This window comes from Paenibacillus sp. 32352 (assembly GCF_002042965.1).
GTDB lineage: Bacteria > Bacillota > Bacilli > Paenibacillales > NBRC-103111 > Paenibacillus_S > Paenibacillus_S vulneris.
In genome coordinates this window covers 192963-213439 of sequence record NZ_MZNT01000001.1, presented here as the reverse complement: position 1 = coordinate 213439, position 20477 = coordinate 192963, and the positions used below count along the sequence as shown (strand labels likewise).

The 20477-nt window shown below is 51.1% G+C and carries 18 protein-coding genes; 3 read left to right on the top strand and 15 right to left on the bottom strand.

Annotated features, from left to right (window positions below):
* Positions 1 to 47: 47 nt before the first annotated feature.
* On the bottom strand, positions 48 to 902 hold the full coding sequence (locus tag B1728_RS01075) for an AraC family transcriptional regulator (RefSeq protein ID WP_144027725.1): 855 nt from the start codon (positions 900 to 902) through the stop codon (positions 48 to 50).
* Between the two features lie 144 nt (positions 903 to 1046).
* Between B1728_RS01075 and B1728_RS01070 the strand changes: the two genes are divergently transcribed.
* The gene (locus B1728_RS01070) at positions 1047 to 2351 is read left to right on the top strand and encodes an ABC transporter substrate-binding protein (RefSeq protein ID WP_179135830.1); all 1305 of its coding nucleotides are present in this window, start codon (positions 1047 to 1049) and stop codon (positions 2349 to 2351) included.
* 56 nt (positions 2352 to 2407) lie between these two features.
* Here B1728_RS01070 and B1728_RS01065 read toward each other — a convergent pair whose 3' ends face one another.
* Positions 2408 to 4177, bottom strand: a complete 1770-nt coding sequence (locus B1728_RS01065) for a glycoside hydrolase family 36 protein (RefSeq protein ID WP_079908323.1) — start codon at positions 4175 to 4177, stop codon at positions 2408 to 2410.
* 123 nt (positions 4178 to 4300) lie between these two features.
* On the opposite strand from B1728_RS01065, the gene B1728_RS01060 reads away from it, so the two are divergent.
* On the top strand, positions 4301 to 4783 hold the full coding sequence (locus tag B1728_RS01060) for a dihydrofolate reductase (RefSeq protein WP_256865187.1): 483 nt from the start codon (positions 4301 to 4303) through the stop codon (positions 4781 to 4783).
* 74 nt (positions 4784 to 4857) lie between these two features.
* Here the strand turns inward: B1728_RS01060 and B1728_RS01055 are convergent, their stop codons facing one another.
* The 6 genes from B1728_RS01055 to B1728_RS01030 form a co-directional block, all read right to left on the bottom strand.
* The gene (locus B1728_RS01055; RefSeq protein ID WP_079908322.1) at positions 4858 to 5061 is read right to left on the bottom strand and encodes a YbdD/YjiX family protein; all 204 of its coding nucleotides are present in this window, start codon (positions 5059 to 5061) and stop codon (positions 4858 to 4860) included.
* Complete coding sequence (locus tag B1728_RS01050; protein ID WP_079908321.1) at positions 5054 to 7141, bottom strand: carbon starvation CstA family protein; 2088 nt, start codon at positions 7139 to 7141, stop codon at positions 5054 to 5056. Before B1728_RS01050 ends, B1728_RS01055 begins: the two co-directional genes overlap by 8 nt.
* Before the next feature lie 132 nt (positions 7142 to 7273).
* Entirely contained in the window at positions 7274 to 8023 is a 750-nt protein-coding gene (locus tag B1728_RS01045) for a LytR/AlgR family response regulator transcription factor (protein ID WP_079908320.1), read from the bottom strand.
* Positions 8008 to 9630 carry a LytS/YhcK type 5TM receptor domain-containing protein gene (locus B1728_RS01040; RefSeq protein WP_079908319.1) on the bottom strand — a complete coding sequence of 541 codons (1623 nt, stop codon included), beginning with the start codon at positions 9628 to 9630 and terminating at the stop codon, positions 8008 to 8010. The genes B1728_RS01045 and B1728_RS01040 overlap by 16 nt, the downstream gene beginning before the upstream one ends.
* A 252-nt stretch (positions 9631 to 9882) precedes the next feature.
* Positions 9883 to 10407: a hypothetical protein gene (locus tag B1728_RS01035; protein ID WP_079908318.1), complete on the bottom strand. Its 525-nt coding sequence runs from the start codon at positions 10405 to 10407 to the stop codon at positions 9883 to 9885.
* Between the two features lie 166 nt (positions 10408 to 10573).
* The gene (locus tag B1728_RS01030; protein ID WP_079908317.1) at positions 10574 to 10876 is read right to left on the bottom strand and encodes a YunC family protein; all 303 of its coding nucleotides are present in this window, start codon (positions 10874 to 10876) and stop codon (positions 10574 to 10576) included.
* A gap of 183 nt (positions 10877 to 11059) precedes the next feature.
* On the opposite strand from B1728_RS01030, the gene B1728_RS01025 reads away from it, so the two are divergent.
* Entirely contained in the window at positions 11060 to 11563 is a 504-nt protein-coding gene (locus B1728_RS01025; protein ID WP_079908316.1) for a hypothetical protein, read from the top strand.
* Between the two features lie 126 nt (positions 11564 to 11689).
* On the opposite strand, the gene B1728_RS01020 is transcribed toward B1728_RS01025, so the two are convergent.
* The 7 genes from B1728_RS01020 to B1728_RS00990 form a co-directional block, all read right to left on the bottom strand.
* Positions 11690 to 13621, bottom strand: a complete 1932-nt coding sequence (locus B1728_RS01020) for an EAL domain-containing protein (protein WP_079908315.1) — start codon at positions 13619 to 13621, stop codon at positions 11690 to 11692.
* A 269-nt stretch (positions 13622 to 13890) separates the two neighbouring features.
* Positions 13891 to 14271 (bottom strand): DUF423 domain-containing protein, encoded by a 381-nt coding sequence (locus B1728_RS01015; protein ID WP_079908314.1) that lies wholly within the window; start codon positions 14269 to 14271, stop codon positions 13891 to 13893.
* A 116-nt stretch (positions 14272 to 14387) separates the two neighbouring features.
* On the bottom strand, positions 14388 to 14690 hold the full coding sequence (locus B1728_RS01010; RefSeq protein ID WP_079908313.1) for a hypothetical protein: 303 nt from the start codon (positions 14688 to 14690) through the stop codon (positions 14388 to 14390).
* 164 nt (positions 14691 to 14854) lie between these two features.
* Entirely contained in the window at positions 14855 to 17170 is a 2316-nt protein-coding gene (locus B1728_RS01005; protein WP_079908312.1) for a glycoside hydrolase family 95 protein, read from the bottom strand.
* 198 nt (positions 17171 to 17368) lie between these two features.
* Positions 17369 to 17662: a DUF3817 domain-containing protein gene (locus B1728_RS01000; protein ID WP_079908311.1), complete on the bottom strand. Its 294-nt coding sequence runs from the start codon at positions 17660 to 17662 to the stop codon at positions 17369 to 17371.
* A 176-nt stretch (positions 17663 to 17838) separates the two neighbouring features.
* A complete protein-coding gene (locus B1728_RS00995; protein WP_079908310.1) occupies positions 17839 to 18858 on the bottom strand; it encodes an NAD-dependent epimerase/dehydratase family protein in 1020 nt (339 codons plus the stop codon).
* A 19-nt stretch (positions 18859 to 18877) separates the two neighbouring features.
* Positions 18878 to 20476, bottom strand: coding sequence for a glycoside hydrolase family 28 protein (locus B1728_RS00990; RefSeq protein WP_079908309.1), 1599 nt, complete (start codon positions 20474 to 20476; stop codon positions 18878 to 18880).
* Position 20477: the final 1 nt, after the last annotated feature.

The window sequence follows — 20477 nt, the reverse complement described above, 5'->3', positions numbered from 1 at the left end:
GTTGCATAGGTTGTCCTGGACCTGCAGATTCTATTCCTTTCATGTGCCTAATGATGGGAACGGATTTGTTTGCGGTATTGCAGCGGGGTCATATGCGCACATTTTTTAAACACCCGGTTGAAATGTCCTACCTGCTTGTAGCCTACGGTCTCCGCAATGGCAATAATTTTCTCGTCCGTCTCTGCCAGAAGCCGCTGCGCTTCCTTGACCCGGGCCATCTGGATATATTCCACGACGCCGACCCCGGTCAGTCTTTTGAACATGCGGCAAAGATAATAAGGGCTTATGTAAAACTGCTCGGAGAGCTTGGCAATCGTAATGTCCTCCATATAATGCTTCCTCATAAAACGGGCCGCTTGCGTAATCTTGCCGTGAAGCGGATTGGACGGGTCGGATTCGCGCTTATGGTGGTCTCCCCAACGGCATATCATAAGCAGCAGCTCGCTGAGAAGTGCCCTAACGAACATCGAATAGCCGGTCGAGCCGTTTTTTAATTCATGCTTCATTTTGAACATCAGGCTTTTTACGGCGTCCTGCTCGTCCCGGCTCAGCTTCATCACCCCGGAACCGCACGGAAAAGGCAGGACGGCAGGCTCATCTTCCATGGGATGATTGATAAAGTCTTCCGTAAAGTTGATAAGAAGCCTTTCGTGGCCGGGATTGCCGCGATCTGCGGTATGATGCAGCTCATTTTTGTTGATGATGACCAAATCTCCTTTTTGCGCCGCCAGCACACGGTCCTGAATGAAATAATTGCGCTCGCCGGAGAGTAAAAAGTAAATTTCATAGTGCTTTTCATGAACATGGCTTTTTTTCTGATCATACGGATGTTTGCGCAGCAGGTGGCTGAAATGAAATGTTCGGCGCGCATTGTTGTACTGGAACAATGTGTACTCTTGCATTTCCGGATACCCCTTTCCACAAAGGCCGTTTTTCGCAATATAAGTGAAGAATGCCGGTTTCGAGCAATTTACTGGCAAGAAAACTATTACCGGTTGCTTTACAATAATGAAAACCCTTTCAAATACTCGTGTAGAGGTGAGATTATGCGCGCAAAAGCTAACATTATGATGGCAAGCTGTCTGGTCCTTACCAGCTGGCTTGCGGGATGCTCCAATAATCAACCGGCAGGCAAGCCTGCGGAACCATCCGTCGATTTGAGCCAGCCTGCGGAGCTTGTATTTTACTCCAATAGCGGGGATCCGGTAGAAAGCTTCGACGACCGGTTCGGCAATGCGATCCGCAAAAAATTTCCTCAATATAAAATTACGTACCTGCAAAAGACAAAAGGCCAAACGTTGGATGAGCTGATGGCCGCCAATGCGCCGATTGATATTTACTGGGAATCGGTCGGACAGTTCGTCAGCGGATTGATAAAGTACAAGCTGGAGTATGATATGACCCCGCTTATCCAGAAAAACAATGTGGACTTGAGCCGCTTTGAGCCGACGACCATAGAGGCTATGAAGGCGATTTCGAATGGCGGGATGTACGGCCTTCCCGTATCCAATAATAATATGGCGCTCTTTTATAACAAGGATATCTTCGATCGCTTTGGAGTTCCGTATCCTAAAGACGGCATGACATGGGACGACGTGGTCGAGCTGAACAAGAAGCTTACACGTACCGATAACGGCAAAGCCTACCTTGGCTTCGGCATGTCCAACATTCACTATTTCCGGCTGAACTCCTTCTCCATTCCCTATGTTGACCCTAAGACCGAAAAGGCCACCATTACCGATCCCCGCTGGAAAACGATCTACGAATCGGCCATATTAAGGCCTGCACAGCTGGAAGGGTTCCAGGCGAGCATCGAAAGCAGAAATCTGCTGCCTGAGGCGGATACGATGTTCTGGAAGGATCAAACGGTTGCCATGTACGGCTACCAGTCTTACTTATTCGTGCAGAAGGATTTATCCAATTTGAATTGGGACATGGTCTCCTACCCGACCTTTAAAGAGCTGCCCGGTGTAGGATCGCAATCTTATCCTACGTATTTCAGCATTACGAACACAAGCAAGTATAAGGAGCAGGCCATGGAGGTCATCAAATATTTGATATCGGTGGAATTCCAGACCGAGCTGTCCAAGAAGGGCATTATGACCGTCTTGACCGATAAAAACGTCCAGAGCGTGTTCGGCCAAGCGGGATATGCTAAAGATAAGAACCTGAAATCGGTATTCTTCAACCAATTCGCCCCGATATCTCCCAAAACGTTATATGACGCCGAAGCCGAAAAAGGATTCCGCGCTCCGCTCATTCCGCTGGCCCAGGGCAAGAAGGATATCAACACCGCATTCCGCGAGATAGAGGAGAGTGTCGCCAAAACCATCGCCGATATGAAAAAGTAAAACCGTTAATCGGAAGAAGGGGCCCTCCGCATAGCCGGAAGGCCCTTTCTATTTCGTTAAGCGGGCTGGCACACAAGCACTCTGCCTCCATGAGGCTCCATACGAATGCGAAGCTCCCCGCTGAACTCGCCAAGCTCCTCATCCGTCCAATAATCGCTTACCCGGTAGGTGCCTTCAAGCGCAGCATGCATCTCCTTGCCTTCATCCTCCCAGTTGAAAAGACACAGCGTCAGACGATCCTCCTGCTGAATTCTGCCCACGGTAAAGCTCGTGTCATCGAAGCGAGCCGCTTGGCCGGTATCGGCGATAAGCTTCTTCAATACCCGGATATTGGACTCCGAGAGCTGGTACAGCAAATCACCGCTTAGAATCATGCCGCCGGAAGCCGCGATAAATGCCTTATGAAACTCAAACTCCTGCTCGGTCAGCGTCGATTTCTTGATGACGACCTCCCCGTTTTTTCGTCCGGTCAAATCCAGGCTCTCCAGAACGATAACGTCAGGATCGTTATACCATAATGTATCATGCTGCCAATTGCGGTAAAACAGCTCCCGGGCGTTGTTCGAAACATGCTTCCAGTCTCTGAAAATATCATTTGTCACCCGGTTGCCGTGAATCAGTCCGAGAATCGGCCAGAACGGTGCATTGCAGCCCAAGATGAAGCTGTCATGCCCCACCTCGTCAACGATGGCCTTCATCCCCTGGCGGAACGCTTCCACCCTTGTCGCCTTCGGATCGTAACGGACTCCTCCCGGCAGGCAGCCGTAAGCCAGGAAATCCAGCTTGAAGTAACGTATTCCCCACTCGTCATGCATGACCTTTGATATATGCCGCAAATAGTTCTGCACTTCAGGGTGGGTTCCGTCGAGCATATACCATTCGCGCTTGCGCCCGATTTCGTTAAACGGATTGCCTTCCTCGTCACGTACGAGCCAATCCGGATGCTCCTTGAACAGGTTCGATTCCGTGCTCACGATAAATGGAGAAATGTAGCCTGCCGCTTCTACCCCTTCCGCTCTTATCCCCTCGCAGATCGTTTTCATATCCGCGCCTAAGGAAGCCCTCGGAATGAGCCAGTCCCCGTTATGCGCCTCGTATCCCCCATCGATTTGAATCCGCTTCAGCTCGGGGATCCGCTCGGCAATGCCGCGGGCATTCTCGTACAAGCCCAGAGCATTCATCGGCCGCAGGCAGTAATAAGAGCACCAGCCGCTCGGGATTTCGGGATATGTTTTCCGCGGATGATTGCTTTGAATGTCTCCGGCGAGCCGTTCATACAGCTTATGAGGGTCCGGGCCGCTGATAGCGATAAACGACTCCAGCTCCCAGGATTGTCCCGGCTCCAATTCTAGCCCTTCGGTATCCATCACAATTTCCATATAATTGTCCTTAAAGCGAAACTCCCCTACAAAACGGTTGCATGAAGTAAACGCCAGCAGGATAGGGTCCTGATGCTCCGGCGACAACTGAATCAGATTGTACACCGTCCACAAATGCTCGTTAAACCGCGTTCTTGGCAGCCGGAAAAAGTCCCAATCCGTCCCGTAGGCTCCTAATAATTGGGGAGATGCCAGCGTCCCTTCGTATTGGCACAGCATCATAAAGCCCTCTCCATAAAAAGGTGTCTCCGGTTTCAACGCCAGCTCGCCGGCGAACAGAACCGCCTCCTGGATTCGAAGCGGTTGATTCGAGGTGTTGACCACCCTGGCCTTCAGCCTGTCTCCATGCCATTCCTGTTCTATTCGCACATCCGTCTCTGCCGCCACCGTGCCATCCGATAAGCGGATGCTTGAACCGCTTGTTTTGATAACGCTTTCAATCAGCATGAAATGAACTCCCTCCTCTTAGTCGATGCCCCATACTCGAATACCGCTCTCATTTTACCGCATGCACCATTGGATTTGTATGTTATTATTTATGATATTCCTGTAAAAATCTGAGGTGTTCATATGATAGTTTCATTAATTGCAGCCATGGCCAAAAACCGCGTGATCGGTCGTGACGCGGATATCCCTTGGCATATTCCCGGCGAACAAAAACGGTTTAAAGAGCTGACTATGGGGAAAACGATGATTATGGGACGGTTAACGTACGAATCCATTGGCAAGCCTTTGCCGGGACGAAATACCATTGTCATTTCCAAATCAAAACATATCGAGCTGGACCGCTGCACTACGGTCTCTTCCCTGCAGGATGCCCTCGGTCTCGTGCGTGATCAAGAAGAGGTGTTCGTCGCCGGCGGCGGGCAAATCTACGCCGAAGCGATGCCGCTGGCCGATACCATCTATTTGACCGTTCTTGATGAAGAGGTCCCCGGTAATATATATTTCCCGCCGTTTGATCCCGATGATTTCATTGTCATCTATGAGCAGCATGTGGACGCCTCTATCCCTTACACCAATTATACGTTGGTGAGGAAAAAAACGGTGTAATCCCCTGCACTGCAGCAATACCCGCATGCCTTCTCAGAAGGCTGCGGGTAAGGTTATTAGTTCAAAAAGTATTCCTAGCAGCAGCGGGATACTTTGCCGCCTTTGGCATTGTAGCGCGCTTCCTGCGCTTCGCGGAAAAATTGCTCCCTCGTTTGTACCGGTTCGTCCGGATGGCATTCCTGCATATGCTCAACATATCGCTCATAATTAGGCATCCCTACCAGCAGATCGAGAAACTGATTCCGGTATTTCAGCACTTCCTTCACGGCCTCAAACATATTTAGGCACCTCCCCGCCGGATTGACCGCCCCGCTCCACATACGGCGCTTCCACCAACGGAGCCGGCTTATGGTTCAGCACCCGGAACCACACCCGGATGGAGGAGATCAGGACGGCGATAACGATAAGCATGAACAAGCCGCACAGAATGGCGTCCAAATAGTCGCTTGTAATGATCTGCTGCATTTGCGCCGGATTTTTGGCTGGCGCCAGCAGCTTGCCGCTGTTCAATGCATCCTTGTAAAGCCGGGCGTGCGACAGGAAGCCGATATTGGTCGCCTTATGAAACAGCTTCTGCCAGCCTGCACTTAAAGTAACGATTAGCAGCCAGGCCGTCGGCAGCATCGTAACCCATGCATATTTCTTTTTCCCCATTTTGAACAAGATCGTCGTGCCGAGCAGAAGCGCCATACCGGCGAGCATTTGGTTGGCGATTCCGAACAATGCCCATAAGGAGTTGATGCCTCCGAGCGGATCGATAACTCCTTGATACAGGAAGTACCCCCAGCCTGCGACACAGATGGCGGTCGCCACGACATTGCCGGCCATCGACTCTGTATTGCCGAGAGGTTTAACGACGCTGCCGAGAATTTCCTGGATCATGAACCGGCCGACCCGGGTTCCCGCATCGATCGTCGTCAGGATGAACAACGCTTCGAACAGAATGGCAAAGTGATACCAAAAAGCCATCAAGGCTTTACCGCCAATGACATTGGATAGGATGTGGGCCATCCCGATAGCGAACGTAGGAGCGCCGCCTGTACGGGAAATAATGGTGCTTTCGCCGACATCCTTGGCCATGGTGGTCAAATCGTCAGGTGTAATCGTGAAGCCCCAGGAGCTGATTGTTGCCGCTGCCTTCACCGCGTCGGTTCCGATAGCTGCAGCCGGGCTGTTAATGGCAAAATAGGTGCCTGGCGTAATGACGCAAGCGGCAATCAACGCCATAATCGCTACGAAGGATTCCATCAGCATAGCGCCATAACCGATCGGACGGGCATGGGATTCGCGCTCCAGCATCTTCGGTGTCGTTCCGGAGGAAACCAGCGCATGGAAACCGGAGACGGCGCCGCAAGCAATCGTAATAAACAGAAACGGGAACAGGTTGCCGGCGAATACAGGCCCGGTTCCATCCAAAAATTTCGTCGTCGCCGGCATCGCAAGATCGGGCATAACGACAAGAATACCAAGCGCAAGGCCCGCAATCGTGCCGATCTTCAAGAACGTGCTCAAGTAGTCGCGCGGCGCTAGAAGCAGCCATACAGGAATGGCGGACGCGATAAAGCCGTAAGCAATCATCATCAGGGCGATCGTCTCGCCGCTGAAGCTGAACATGGCGGATAACGCCGGGCTCTCAGCTACGTATTTCCCTGCGATAAGCGACGCCAGGAGGAGAATTACTCCCATGATGGAAGCCTCCAATACGCGTCCCGGACGAATAAAGCGCATGTACAATCCCATGAGTATGGCAATCGGAATCGTCGCTGCAATAGTAAACATGCCCCACGGACTTCCGATCAATGCTTTAACAACGACGAGCGCAAGAACGGCCAGCAGAATGACCATGATGCCAAGAATCCCGATCATAGCGATGATACCGGTTACAGAGCCGAGCTCGTCCTTGATCATTTCGCCGAGCGACTTCCCGTTGCGCCGTGTGGAGGCGAACAGGATGACAAAATCCTGAACGGCTCCGCCCAATATAACCCCGATAATAATCCACAGCGTTCCGGGCAAATATCCCATCTGGGCTGCCAATACCGGCCCGACAAGCGGCCCCGCTCCGGCTATTGCCGCAAAATGATGGCCGAACAGCACCCACTTATTCGTCGGCACATAGTCCTTGCCGTCATTTTTGATCTCGGCAGGCGTTTTTCGGTTATCGTCCAATCCGAACACTTTATTAGCAAGAAATTTGCTGTAGAAGCGATAGGCCACCGCATAAAAAGCAACCGCCGCCACCACGAGCCAAATGGCATTGATCGATTCTCCCCTGTTCAAAGCCAGCGTGGCAAAGCCGAAAGCCCCCAGTATAGAAATAAGCCCCCATACCACGATGGATTTTATGCCTTTAGCCATAAGGATACCCCTCCATAATCGAACAAAAAATTTGAACATGATGCGTATGATAACGCTTGCATGTAGTATAGCTCGATTTATTTTCTGTGAATACCGTTATGACGCATCATGTTCAAAATCATGCTCAAGATGTTAAATTTCCAGCTTCAAACGCAGGTCCTTTACATAGTTGCGGCTGACGGGAACCATGCTTTGGCGGGAGTCATTCATCATGACGTTGTAGGCTCCATTAACCCAGGATTTCAACTCCGCTATCGCTTCCATATGGATCAGATAGCTTTTGTGACAGCGGAAAAAGCCGTAAGGGAGCAGCTTCTCCTCCAAATCCTGAAGCGTATAAGCGGCATCATAAGCATGATCTCTCGTATGCACCTGGACATGCTTGCCCTCCTTGCTTATATATACGATGTCCTTCGGCGAAACATACTTGATTCCTCCCTCTACCTCAAGAGCAAGCTTGACGCTTGCCGGCTGCACGTGCCGAGCCGTTTCCGCCGGTGCTTTGACCCTTGGTCCCTGCTCCGCCCGGCGCAGCTCCTTGAATACACTAAAGACATCCCTATCGTCATAGGGCTTCAAAATATAATGAAACGCACGCAGCCGGAACGCTTCGACGGCATATTGATCGTAAGCGGTCGAGAACACGATCTTGACCTGCGGATTCAGCTCCGCTATGACCTGGGCCGCTTGAAGCCCGTTCAAATCCGGCATTTCCATATCCAGAAACAGCACATCCGGCGAGAATTCCTTCACCTTCTTGACCGCATCCATGCCACCAGCCGCTTGAATCACGCGATCCACATCGTCCACTTGTTCGATCAAGTAGGCTAATTCCTCTCGGGCCGGCGCTTCATCATCGGCAATAACTATTGTCCATCCCATGGTTGTCTCCTCACCTTGAAGCTGATTTTCGTTCCTTCATTGGGCTTGCTTTCAATGTCCAGCGCATGCTCCATCCCGTAATGATACCGAAGCCGCTGTTCAATATTGCTGAGCGCTATTCCTGCATGCTCCTCTCCCTGCTGTGGACCGGACTGCATGCCGATTCCATTATCCTCTACCGTAACGAGAATCCCGGGCTCGTCTCCTTCCGTCACGTTCTTGATGGACAGCTTAACGATACCGGGCCTGCTTGAATGCTTGAGTCCGTGTACAAGAGCGTTCTCAACCAGCGGCTGTATAGAAAATGGGGGAATCAGCTCATCCTGCACCTGCTCGTCTATATCCGTCACAAAAAGCAGCCGGTCGCCCAGCCTCGCTTTGGTCAACGTCAAATAAGCGGTTACCATCTCCAGCTCATCACGAATCGGAACCAGCGTTTTGCTGCTGTTATTCATGTTGTTTCTCATCCATTTGGACAGATGCATGACCAGCTGCCTTGCATCGTCCGGCCTGGTGCGGATATACGACTTGACCGTGTTCAATACATTGAACAGAAAATGAGGGCTCATTTGAGCCTGCAAGGATCGAATCTCAGCATCCGCCAGCAGCTGGGAATGGCGTTCCGCCTCCACGAACGTATATTGCTGAGACAGCAGCTGTGCCAACGATTTCAGCATTCTGCGGCGGGAAGGGCTATCGTCCTGCTGTCTCGGATAAAACAAGCGAAAGAACCCGATAGGCTTGTTCCTCTGCGACTCGATAGGCAGGTCGATCCAATAAGGCGTTCTTCGGCCTTCCATCACCTGCTCTTTTCCGTTTTTGTAGAAAAAAGCGCCCACCGCCAGCGTTTCTTCGTGAAGAATAACGGTAATGGCCTGAATGGCCTTATCCATATCCAATTTCCTCAGCGGCATCGTCATATCGGCGATATGCAGCGCCTTCCGTGCATGCTCGTTACCGATCCGGTCCTCTTCGCTTTCTATGGTGTTGTGCACCATGAAAAACATCGCCACTCCCGTACTGTTGGCTATCGTTTGCGGGATCCCGATCAGCAGAACCAGCCCCAAAGCCTCGTCCCAAGGCCTGGAAAGCAGCAGGATCAGCGCCATTTGAAGCAATTCTCCCACCAGCCCGACGATAAACGCCAATGCCACCGAAGACATATTGCGGAATCTTCTTTTTAAGGCATTCCGGCACAAGCCGCCTAGCAAGCCTTGCAGGACAGGAGCCAAGCCGCAGGCTACCGCCACAAAGCCTCCCAAGGAAAAGCGGTGCAGACCGGCAACGGCTCCGACGATCACGCCGCTTTTGACGCCTCCAAGCAGCCCGGCGATCATAACGCCAACCGTACGAGAATTGGCTATAGCCGCCGACGGGGCGACACTTTCTATCCAAGGCGCCGGCTGATAAGCATATTGGGAGACCTCCACTCCCGAATAGGTGCCGAGAATGGAATATAAGCTGAAAAAAACAAGAAAGCGCCAATGATTGCGTTTATCGCCTTGATAGCTCATGTAGCTTCTCATCCATTTGCTCCTCGAAAAGACGAAAGCGGTCGCAATAAGAAATCCGACGCGTTCGAGCATATCGACCAGTAAGTGAAACATAAGCTAGCTCCTTATTGGATATGTAGACTGCCCTCCTATTATACATCGTTCCCGCTCCGCTTAAACTAGCTGTTTCAACAACGATATGGCCCCCACAAAGCAGGGCAAGTCTATTGAGAAGGCTATAGAGCAAGAACTATTGCCGGTATACTCCCGTGTTGGTGGGCAGCCCCGAATTGATGTATCTCTATGGTCAACAAAAAAATCCGCCCCATCGGGTACGGCTGCCGTCCTGTGCTTCTAAAAGTCGCTTTACTTTACGACTACGATATCCTCCTCGTTAGCATGACGCCACTCCATGGAGTCAAAAGAGATCCAATCGACATGAACTAATCCAATCAAGGAAGCGAATTGATGCGCAGGAGGAATTTCGTCGAAAATGGCATCTTGATGCTCGTTAATAAATATGGATTCCAAATCCTCCAATGACGTTTCTTGATCCATAACCAATTCTTTGATGACGCGAATATCGTAAAGATTTCTCTTCACTTCGATTTCATCCGTCCAATCGCATTGGTAATCAAACACAAGCTCTGCTTTTTTGAATATTTTCAGTTCCCAGCCATGATCTTCCGCATAAATATAATGGACCAAAAGGCCAGGGTTATGGGAAACAATCGCTTCATCCGCCTGAAAGGGCTCTCCGTCAAACACAAACGTAACCCAGCCGTTGGTCTCTTCAAATACATATCCTTTTTTCCCGGTTTGGTTGAGGAGTCTGACCACTTCATCTCTATCAGCCGTTTTCAAATGATAGCTTTCGCTAAACTCGCTCATGCGACACCTTCTTTTTTTGAGGGATAGCAACCTACTCTATCATTCGACATAGAAAAATGATTTCCTTCGGGCAGAACAGTGCAACAGGGAAATAAAACCGTACCAAAAAACCTGCAGAACGAATTCTGCAGGCTGCTCTATAGCTGCGTTATCACTCGAATATGCATTATCTCATTCTCAGAACCGCATCCCGGCCAATCATACCCGGAACGATTCCCAGCTCCTCCGCTTCGTAGGTTACCGATTCCAGAGGGGCGTTCAGCAGCTCCTCGATGGTCCGTACTCCAGTCGCCCTTCCGGCTATAATACGCCGGTCTTTCAGCCGCTCGTTCAGCAGCCCGACGTCCAAGGCTCCGCACATAATGTAGCCCTTATCCGTAGTAACCGCCAGCAAGGTTGTCTTGGGAAGCTTAACCTCAATGGCCAGAGCGGTGAAGCCGTCTAGTGAAACGGGTTCCATGCGCATCATCGTCAGCAACTCCTTCTCATTCAGCACTGTAGGTTATTGTATGTGACTGCCCGCCCGCTTGTGAGTCAAATGGAGCGATTATCCAAAATTTCAACAAAATATGCTTTCACTGAAATTTTGTCTACTTTCGATGCTCAAAAAATGGTATAGTTAGTTTGTTATAGGTCTAAAGGAGGGGCATCCATGAAGTCCGATCAAAACCGAATCGGCAAACGCAGATTCCTTTTTAATGTAGACATTCTCATCGAAGACGAGACTAATGGGCGTGCTCTGGAGAGGCTGCTTCACTTGCTAAATGGAGATGACATCGAGGATTACCAAATTAAAGAAGGGGTTGAATTAGGTAAGATTATTGAACAAGCCCTGCGGGAAGCGAACAGTCAACCTAAGGAAAAGCCGGTTGAGCCCGCCAAGGAGCCGAAGCCATCGCCTGTCAAACCCAAGGAACCGAATGTTCCTCCGAAGGCGGATCCGCATCAAGCGATCTGGGATCAACTCCAGCAATTTAAGCAAAACAATTCTCTGGTTAGACTTAGTGTCGTTAAGGGAAAGGGAGTCAAGCTCAACATTCCCTGTCGTATCCTGAATTTCGACCCGCCAACTGAAAATGTTTCGGTCTATCATGTCGATGAAAAACAAGTCTATTTGTTTAAAATTAATGAAATTGACGATTTCTCCATCACCTAATATGGACAATTGAGAAAGCGTTTCAATCCGGGGTTTAGTCGGCTTTAAGCCATTCTCCTCCCCCATCTTTGATTGTGATGTTAACGTGAACAAAAAGCGAGCTTTAGGGGAAACCCAAAAGCTCGCTTATTCGTTAATCCGGCTGGCGGTCGACGCAGCCGCAGACTGAGGCTCATGCAGATCAAGCAGCAAAGCCTCTGCCTGATCCGCGCTCAAGGGAGGGCTGAACCAGTACCCTTGAATTTCATTGCAATGGTTATGATGAAGGAAGCCGAGCTGCTCCTCCGTTTCGACTCCTTCGGCAATAACCTTGAGGTTCATATGCCGCGTCATCGAGATGATGGATGCCACAATAGCGGCATCGTTCGGATCTGTCATAATGTCCCGAACGAAAGACTGGTCGATCTTCAGCTTATCGATCGGAAACCGTTTCAAATAGGACAACGAGCTGTAGCCGGTCCCGAAATCATCAATACTGATCTTGACGCCGAGAGACTTGAGCTCCAGCAGCAAGCCCGTTGCATAGTCCACGTCCATCGTGCTGCTTTCGGTAATTTCCAGCTCAAGGTACGAAGGATCAAGCCCCGTATTGCTGAGCACCTCAGCCACTTTATCGCGGAGGTTATGCTGAAGAAACTGGCGCGTCGAAAGATTAACGGAGACGGGAATATGAGCGAGCCCCTGCTTTTGCCACATCTTGTTTTGCCTGCACGCTTCCTGCAGCACCCACTCTCCTATCGGGATAATCATCCCGCTTTCCTCCGTAAAAGGGATGAAGTCCATAGGAGGGATAACTCCCTTCTCCGGATGATTCCACCGGATCAACGCTTCGAAGCCTACGATAGCTCCCGTCTTGATATCCATCTGCGGCTGGTATTTCAATTCGAATTCGTTTTGGTTTAGCGCTTTTCTTAATTCACTTTCAAGAGTCAGCCTTTGCAAGGAAACGGCCTTCATAGCCGAATGGAACACTTGAATATTGTTTTTCCCCTTGTCCTTAGCCCGGGTTAATGCAATATCCGCGCATTTGGAAAGAGAGTCAGCGTCCTTCTCCTCATCGGATAACACGGCGGCTCCGATACTGGCCGTCACATGCACCTGATGCTCCTCTAACAGGAACGGCTCCACAAGCATCTCAAATATGCGCATGGCTATCGGATGGACCTCATCCGGATGCCTCAGATCCGTAAACATAAAGGCAAATTCATCGCCTTCCGTCCTTGCCAGGTAATCATTCTCCGAAATGCATCGGGAAAAACGCTCAGCCAATTGCAGCAGCAGCATGTCACCATAATCATGGCCGAAGCAGTCATTAACAATTTTGAACCGGTCTATATCAACATATAAAACAGCCAGCAAGTGCCGGTGCTGCATAGCCGAGTCAATAGCCTCATTCAGCTGGGAATGGAACATTCTTCGATTAGGCAGCCCTGTCATATCATCATAATAAGCCATGTGGCGAATACGCTCTTCCGTTCGCTTGGTCACCGTAATGTCTTGGCCGATCACGATGATTCCGCTTAACATATCGCCTTCCTTGACCGGCGCTGCGGTCGTTTCCAAATCGAGGCGGTAACCGTCCTTATGAAGCATGCCCGTCCGGAACGTCTGCGGCACCCCGCGGCGAACTTGATCTAGCGCACTCCTTGTCTTACTCAAGCTTTCCTCTGAAAGAAACGGCCACAAGGGGCCTCCTTCCATCGTCTGCTTCGTATAACCGAGAAGCTGCTCCGTGTTCCCATTGACTTTAACGATGGTTCCTTCCTTGTCCATCAAGCAGACTACATTCGGATTATTCTCGAATAACGATTCAAATACTTTTTCATTAATCTTCATGGTTGCGCCGGTTTCCACGCTGCAAGCCTGTGCGAACCTTAGCCGAGCAATGCGATAAAGCACCAGGACGACTAACAGGTTACCAAGAGCAAGCAATCCCCATTCCATAGGACGATCGACCCACCATGCCGCACTGGCCGACAACACTAGTTGCAAGCCAACCAGCAGAAGCGGCCCTTTGTTATTCATAACCGTTAAAAAGCCTGTCCTTTTCCACATCATTGCCCCTCCTTTGCGCGGATTTTTCGACAATGAGATTCACTGCTTAATTCTACATACAGGTATGATTTTCCTGCCTCAAAATGATAATAAGTGCGTATTTCGCCATATTATGACGATTTTATCGTCAATAAGCCTTATTTACATCTCAATCATTTATACATTCTCTTTCATCTAGTTCTTTGGAACTATTTTCAAACCGTATCTGAAATTCCCTTGGGAGAGCGCAAAAAACTCCGGCCTCATTCGGCCAGAGTTCTTCTCCTGCTTCCCTATTGCTTCTTATATTGCAGCGCGGCCAGCACCAAGGACAGCCAGCCGAACAGAAAGGCGACACCGCCGAACGGGGTGATCGCACCCAGCGGCTTGATTTGCGTAACGGCGAGCACATACAGGCTGCCGGAGAACAGCACGATACCGATCAGCATCGACCATCCCGCTCTGGCCAGATGCTTGTTATTTGGCAGCATGGCTGCGATGAGACCTATGGCGATGAGCCCAAGCGAATGCATCATTTGATACTGTACGCCGGTTTCATACACCGCCAGCATGTCCGCCGGGATTTTCGTCTTGAGGGCATGGGCACCGAAAGCTCCTAATGCCACCGACAAAAACGCACAAATGCCGCCGGTCACCACAAAGCGTGTATTCATGTTATCTACCTCCGATATGGCAATTCCATCACGATCCTCTTGCACATACCATCATATCCGATTTCCGATCCTGTTGCCAATGAGACCGGTGGCTGCTCAGCCCCTAGGAGCTGAAATTAGAAAATCTGGCCAACGTCATGCTGACCGATAATAAGCGTTACCGGCTCCAAATAGACACGGGTAACCGCAGGGCTTACCATTAAATCCGTCTCGATATTGACGATACTAACCTTTTGCTGCTTCCCTTCCCGCTTGTCATACACGACCTCGAACTGGCGGAGCCCCAATTGATGCGTAATGACCGAAGAGCCCACAGACAAGGCAACCAGCTCGTGCTCCCCATGGTGGAACAGGACCTCCGACATAATCTCGTCATTCATATCCACAATTTTGACCGATTGGAAAATAGAATATTGCATACATATGCCTCCCTTTGTTTATCCTGCATGCACTCCATTTCGACGCAATCCGCCAAAACTCCTGCCTTTCCTTTCCAATGTTCAGATTATGTTCATGACTTTATGTCTACGGGGACAAAAAAATGCCGAGCCCCATCAGGACTCGGCAGGTCGGAAGTAACAGATTATACGCCAGGTGTAAGCACGTAGGAGGCACCTGCTTCTACCGGCAGCTTCAGAAGCTCTTCCTCGTAGGATGCGGAGACCGGCTTGCCTTCGCAATGAGCTTGTAACGGCGAGGCATAATAGACGGCGATAATCCCGCTGCGGCTGGGACGAAGCACGGCTTTGGATAAAGCTCCCTGCTTCCACTTCAGATCCACTTCAACGCCGCCTCTGGCGCGAATTCCCGTAATCGTGCCCTCCTGCCAAGCTTTCGGCAATGCCGGAAGCAAGGAGAGCTCCCCGCTGTGGGATTGCAGCAGCATTTCTACGATGCCGGCCGTACCGCCGAAATTCCCGTCAATTTGAAACGGCGGATGCGCGTCGAACAGGTTCGGATAGGTTGATTTGGCCAGCAGCGCCTTTACGTTCTCGTAAGCCGTATCGCCTTCGCCGAGCCTTGCCCAGAAATTAATAATCCATGCACGGCTCCAGCCGGTATGGCCTCCCCCGTGGGAGAGCCTCCGCTCCAGCGTACGCTTGGCTGCAAGCGCAAGCTCAGGCGTACGGCGGGCGTGAATCATCTCGCCCGGATGGAGCGCAAACAGCTGGGAGATGTGGCGGTGGCCCGGGTCGAATTCTTCGTAATCCTCGAGCCACTCCATCACCTGACCGTATTTGCCGATTGTCGGCATTGGAATGCGTTCGAGCGCCGAATTCAGCTTCCGGCAAAATTCGTCGTCACAGCCAAGAATGCCGGCCGCTTCCGTACAGGCCGTAAACAGCGTATACACGATCTGCATGTCCATGGCAGGCCCCATGCACAAGTTGCCTGTCGTTCCGTCCGGCAAAATGAACTTGTTCTCTGGCGACATGGATGGCCCTGTTACCAGGCGTCCTTTCGAATCCTCCGTCATATAGTCCAGCAAAAATTGAGCGGCTTCCTTCATAATCGGATACGCGCGGTCGGCCAAGAAGCTTGTATCGAGACCGAAGCGGTAATGCTCCCATAGATGAAGCGAGAGCCATGCGGCACCCATCGGCCATATCGAGGAGGATACCAGAATCCCTTCGACATGCGTGTCGCCCCAAATATTCGTATTATGGTGAGCGACGAACCCGCTGCAGCCATAGACCTCACGTGCCGTCACACGGCCGTTCGGCAGCATCGTTTCGATCAGATCGAACAGCGGCTCATGACATTCCGCCAGGTTGCACAGCTCCGCAGGCCAATAGTTCATCTCGGTGTTAATGTTAATCGTAAATTTCGATTCCCACGGCGGGGTGTAGCTGTCGTTCCAAATCCCCTGCAGGTTCGCGGCAATACTGCCCGGGCGCGAGCATGATAAGAGCAAGTAACGTCCGAAGTCGAAGAATAGCCGGACCAGCTCCAGATCGTCCTGCCCCTCCTGCACCTGCTTCAGACGAACATCGGTAGGAAGCTTCAGCTTCGAAGCAGCGTCGGACGACGCAAGCTCCAGACGGACACGGCCGAACTTCTCCGAATAGTCGGCAATATGAGCCTGCTTCAGCTGCTCGTAGGATTTACCCGATGCAAGCTCCAGCTGCTCGAGACACGCCTTCTCCGGATCATCGTACCGGAACGTCGTGTTAGCCGCCAGCAGCAGCGTCACCTCGTCCGCTTCGGTCACGGAGAGAAAATCTCCGACGGTGCAGACGGACCCGCCGCTTACGATAGCCTTAAGTCCGGCGCGGAATTGCACGCCATCCCTGCCGCATTCGCCGACCATCATGATCGTATCGGAGCTGATGCATTTGCTGCCGCCATCGAATGGACGGCGCATAAAGTGAACGCCGAACGTAAGCCCGCCCGGCTTATTCGTCTTGAGCCTGATGGCCATAACATGATCTGCTGCGCTGCTGAAATATTCCCTCGAATATTCATAGCCGTCTATCTGATAACGGACGCTGGCGGTCGCCGTTTCCAGGTCCAGCTCCCGATGGTACGCCTCCGTCTTTTTGTCGTGATTCAGGAAATAGAAGAACAGATCCCCTAAAGGATGGTACGGGTGCAAATACTTCGGAGCCGACATAAGCGCCATCCGGCTTAAATGCTCCGCTTCCTGCTGCTTGCCTTCGAATAATAGACGGCGAATCTCGTCCACATGGTGAATCGCGTCCTGGCTGTTCGCCTTTTTAGGACCGCCGTACCATACGGTATCTTCATTTAATTGAATTTTTTCCTGGGCTACCGTTCCGAATATCATTCCGCCCAAACGTCCGTTGCCTATCGGGAGGGCCTCCTGCCACTTGCTTGCCGGCTGCTGATACCATAACGTTGAACGGAGCGAATCCGTGTCTTGGACTAAACGGGTCATATTGTGAGACTCCTTCCTTTACTGAAAGCTATTAGATCTTAGCTGATCCTAGTAAGTGCATCCTTTCTATTATAAAAAAAGAAATGTTGCATTAACATGTAGAATGCTCATATGTATTTGCATAAACCTAAGATTTTTGTTCTGTAAATAAAAAAAACCGGCGCACGCCAGTTTTTCTGTCCTTCTATTCCGTTACACCTATCCGTAGATTTTGCGCAATCGGGCCTCCATCACGAAGGTTCCGAACGGAAGCAGCGATGCAATAATGGCTCCAAGCACTTTCAAAATGTTCCAACGATGTGCAAACGTCACATGAGCAAGAGCTAACAAATACAGAACGAATAAAACCCCGTGAAGCATCCCGACAACTTTGACGGCTTGCGGAAAGTTTGCATAATATTTCAAAGGCATGGCAATGATGAGAAGCACCAGAAATGAAATTCCCTCATAAAGGCCGACGGCGCGCAACCGCCCAATGGGAGTTTTCAGCATGGAGACACCTTCCTGTCCTAGCATTATTCAGTATCAATGACATTATATATAAAAAAATGCCGGCTTCCTATGAAAATCGGCATTTGTCATAATATAGTCATTTTTGAAGAAGCCGAGGACAGGCTGTGCGCACCATAGCTGCACCAACGCATCATCGGCTTCTTTGTCATCTCAAGCTAGAGCTTCATATCCTTTAGCTGCCTGCAGAAATCCGCATGGGCCCCGGCTAGCCGGTCTTCCAGAAGATCCTTCTCCTGATCGGCTTGATGCCCTTCCCGCTCATACCAATCTAGTAGCATGGACAGGCCTGCGGATAGAGAGATTTCCGCCCGAAAGCCGGGCAGATCTCGTTTCAGCTTGCTGTTGTCGAACAAGCCGGAGTAGCTTTTCTCATAATACAAGTGACTGAATAAAGACGGATTCGCCTCCACAAGGAGATCGGAGCTTAGATGAACGATATGCGGCTCTACGCCCAGGAGCTTGCCCATTTCCAGATATAGATCCTGCCAGATATGCACTTCCTCGCTCGTTGCGTGATAGGTTTGGCCGATCATCTGCTTGTTGCCTACGGCTCCTACGAACGCTTTGGCCACGTCCGGAGCAAAGCTGAAGCTCCATGGAACGGTTCCGTCACCGAACATCACCAGCGGCTTGCCGGCACGAATACGGTGCACGATATTGACATTTTGCCTTAGGACGCCAAGATTGGCACATCCTATCCCATAGGTTAAGGAAGGACGAATCATCGTCACCGCAGCTTCTCCACGTTCGATTACCTTGCGCAAGTAGCGCTCCATCTCGGCTTTATGGAAAGCGTAAGGAAAGGCCGGATCATCGAACAGCTCCTCCGCATCCTCCACGGTCGGAATGGTGCGGAACGGTCTCTTATAAGCGGCTGTGCTGGAGCAAACGATAAACTGTCCCGCTCTTCCCTTGAAGGCTTCCAGCGTACATTCCGCATCCACCGCGTCGAACGAAATCATATCGATGACCGCATCGAACTCCTGATCCTTCATCTGTTCACGGAACTGCTCCCGGTTGGACTTATCGCCAATGAGGACGCGTACGTCATTTGCGAACAAATGATTTTTGCTGCCCCGGTTAAAGACGGTCACCTCATGACCCTGAGCCAGAGCTTGTTCGACCACCGAACGGCTGATTACACCTGTTCCGCCAAGAACCAATACTTTCATCATGTCACCTGCTTTTTTAGCCTTATTTTACCACAATGGACCCTTGCACCGCAGTATCCGCGAGTACGTCCTGCACCGCTTTGTCCAGCCGGTTACCGGCAAACACGATATCCCGCGTATCGGCTCCGCTGATTTTGGCGTAAACATCGGTTCCCCGTGCCGCCGAGCCGCCTTGTACGAAGACCTCCTGCGTATTCCTCAATTCCATAACCGGTGTGGCAGGATGCGGTTTCTTCATTCCGAAGCCGATCAACTCGATATCATCGCTGTTATCGATGGTCAGCGCAGCGCCTTCCCTTGTTTCGATACGCACATGATGCATCTGAAGCGAGCGCACATATTTGCAGTACATTCCTTTGCCCGCCATGACGAGCTCCTCACGCACCATATCCGGCTCGCCGCCCTGTTCATTCGGATCCGTTGTCATTTCAATATGGATATGATCCATCACGACATCCTCAATCGGCATTTCCGGCAGACCGTACAGGAACCCTGCAGCGCCTAATACTTCCGTTGCCGTAATATGGCTCAGTCGGATGTGACGGAATACCGGTGTCGATTCCGAAATCGGCTGAGGCTCAGGGCTGGAAATCGAAGGATTGGAAGGATCGACGCCGTAACGGTAAAAGGAATTGATCGCGATCGGGCAAAGCACACCCTTCATGAAGATGTTATTCACCTGTACATGCTCGATCGTTCCTCCGCGCGCACGGTTTGATTTGAAGCGGATGCCCCGGTCGGTTCCAATGAAGACGCAGTTGGAAATCGTCACATGGCGAATGCCGCCCGCCGTTTCGCTGCCCAGTACGACTCCGCCGTGGCCTGCCCGCATCGTGCAGTTCGTTACCGTCACATTCTCCGTCGGGATGCCGATTCGTCTTCCATCCTCGTCAATGCCCGATTTCAAGCACAAGCAGTCATCCCCTACGTCAAACTGGCAGTCGGAAATGCGGACATAACGGCAGGAATCGATATCCAGGCCGTCGCCGTTCGGCGTGTCCGAAGGGTTTTGAATCAAAACGCCGTGAATGGTTACGTTATCGCAGTACACGAGATGCGTATTCCAAAACGGTGAGTTTTGCAGCGTGATGCCCTCCAGACGCACGTTCGTGCAGCGGAACAGCTGGAAGAGGGCCGGACGTAAAAATTGCGTCTCCCATTCCACAATGTTACTTTTGATATCCATGAGATGACGGTTCAGGTCAAACAACTGTAGCTCTCTTTCGGTAGAAGGACGGCGTCCCGCCTTGCATTCACGGTATTGCTGCCACCAAGCGGCGCCTTGACCGTCGATGATGCCGCCTCCCACGATCGATATATTCGTCAGATCCGCCCCATAGACGAGCGGAGAATAGCCGTAGCATTCATACCCGGACCATCGGGTTTTCACAAAGGGATAATCGTCGGGGTTCGTTGAGAACAACAGCTTGGCCCCCGAATCGATATGGATCGTCATATTGCTTTTCAGATGAACGGCGCCGGTTAAATAGGTCCCCGCCGGAAAATAGACCGTCCCGCCACCGGCAGCCTCGCAAGCCTCCAGCGTGCTTCGAATGGCCTCCGTATTCATCGTTACGCCGTCTCCGACAGCTCCGTATTCCAATACATTAAACACAGTCATG

What these genes read in the sequence shown, in the direction of transcription:
- B1728_RS01010 (WP_079908313.1), bottom strand. Translation starts at nt 14,690, where the DNA reads ATGCAATATTCTATTTTCCAATCGGTCAAAATTGTGGATATGAATGAC.
- B1728_RS01055 (WP_079908322.1), bottom strand. Translation starts at nt 5,061, where the DNA reads ATGTTTGAGGCCGTGAAGGAAGTGCTGAAATACCGGAATCAGTTTCTC.
- B1728_RS01000 (WP_079908311.1), bottom strand. Translation starts at nt 17,662, where the DNA reads ATGCTGAAAACTCCCATTGGGCGGTTGCGCGCCGTCGGCCTTTATGAG.
- B1728_RS01060 (WP_256865187.1), top strand. Translation starts at nt 4,301, where the DNA reads ATGATAGTTTCATTAATTGCAGCCATGGCCAAAAACCGCGTGATCGGT.
- B1728_RS01015 (WP_079908314.1), bottom strand. Translation starts at nt 14,271, where the DNA reads ATGAATACACGCTTTGTGGTGACCGGCGGCATTTGTGCGTTTTTGTCG.
- B1728_RS01045 (WP_079908320.1), bottom strand. Translation starts at nt 8,023, where the DNA reads ATGGGATGGACAATAGTTATTGCCGATGATGAAGCGCCGGCCCGAGAG.
- B1728_RS01025 (WP_079908316.1), top strand. Translation starts at nt 11,060, where the DNA reads ATGAAGTCCGATCAAAACCGAATCGGCAAACGCAGATTCCTTTTTAAT.
- B1728_RS00995 (WP_079908310.1), bottom strand. Translation starts at nt 18,858, where the DNA reads ATGATGAAAGTATTGGTTCTTGGCGGAACAGGTGTAATCAGCCGTTCG.
- B1728_RS01030 (WP_079908317.1), bottom strand. Translation starts at nt 10,876, where the DNA reads ATGATGCGCATGGAACCCGTTTCACTAGACGGCTTCACCGCTCTGGCC.
- B1728_RS00990 (WP_079908309.1), bottom strand. Translation starts at nt 20,476, where the DNA reads ATGACTGTGTTTAATGTATTGGAATACGGAGCTGTCGGAGACGGCGTA.
- B1728_RS01065 (WP_079908323.1), bottom strand. Translation starts at nt 4,177, where the DNA reads ATGCTGATTGAAAGCGTTATCAAAACAAGCGGTTCAAGCATCCGCTTA.
- B1728_RS01050 (WP_079908321.1), bottom strand. Translation starts at nt 7,141, where the DNA reads ATGGCTAAAGGCATAAAATCCATCGTGGTATGGGGGCTTATTTCTATA.
- B1728_RS01075 (WP_144027725.1), bottom strand. Translation starts at nt 902, where the DNA reads ATGCAAGAGTACACATTGTTCCAGTACAACAATGCGCGCCGAACATTT.
- B1728_RS01070 (WP_179135830.1), top strand. Translation starts at nt 1,047, where the DNA reads ATGCGCGCAAAAGCTAACATTATGATGGCAAGCTGTCTGGTCCTTACC.
- B1728_RS01035 (WP_079908318.1), bottom strand. Translation starts at nt 10,407, where the DNA reads ATGAGCGAGTTTAGCGAAAGCTATCATTTGAAAACGGCTGATAGAGAT.
- B1728_RS01020 (WP_079908315.1), bottom strand. Translation starts at nt 13,621, where the DNA reads ATGATGTGGAAAAGGACAGGCTTTTTAACGGTTATGAATAACAAAGGG.
- B1728_RS01005 (WP_079908312.1), bottom strand. Translation starts at nt 17,170, where the DNA reads ATGACCCGTTTAGTCCAAGACACGGATTCGCTCCGTTCAACGTTATGG.
- B1728_RS01040 (WP_079908319.1), bottom strand. Translation starts at nt 9,630, where the DNA reads ATGTTTCACTTACTGGTCGATATGCTCGAACGCGTCGGATTTCTTATT.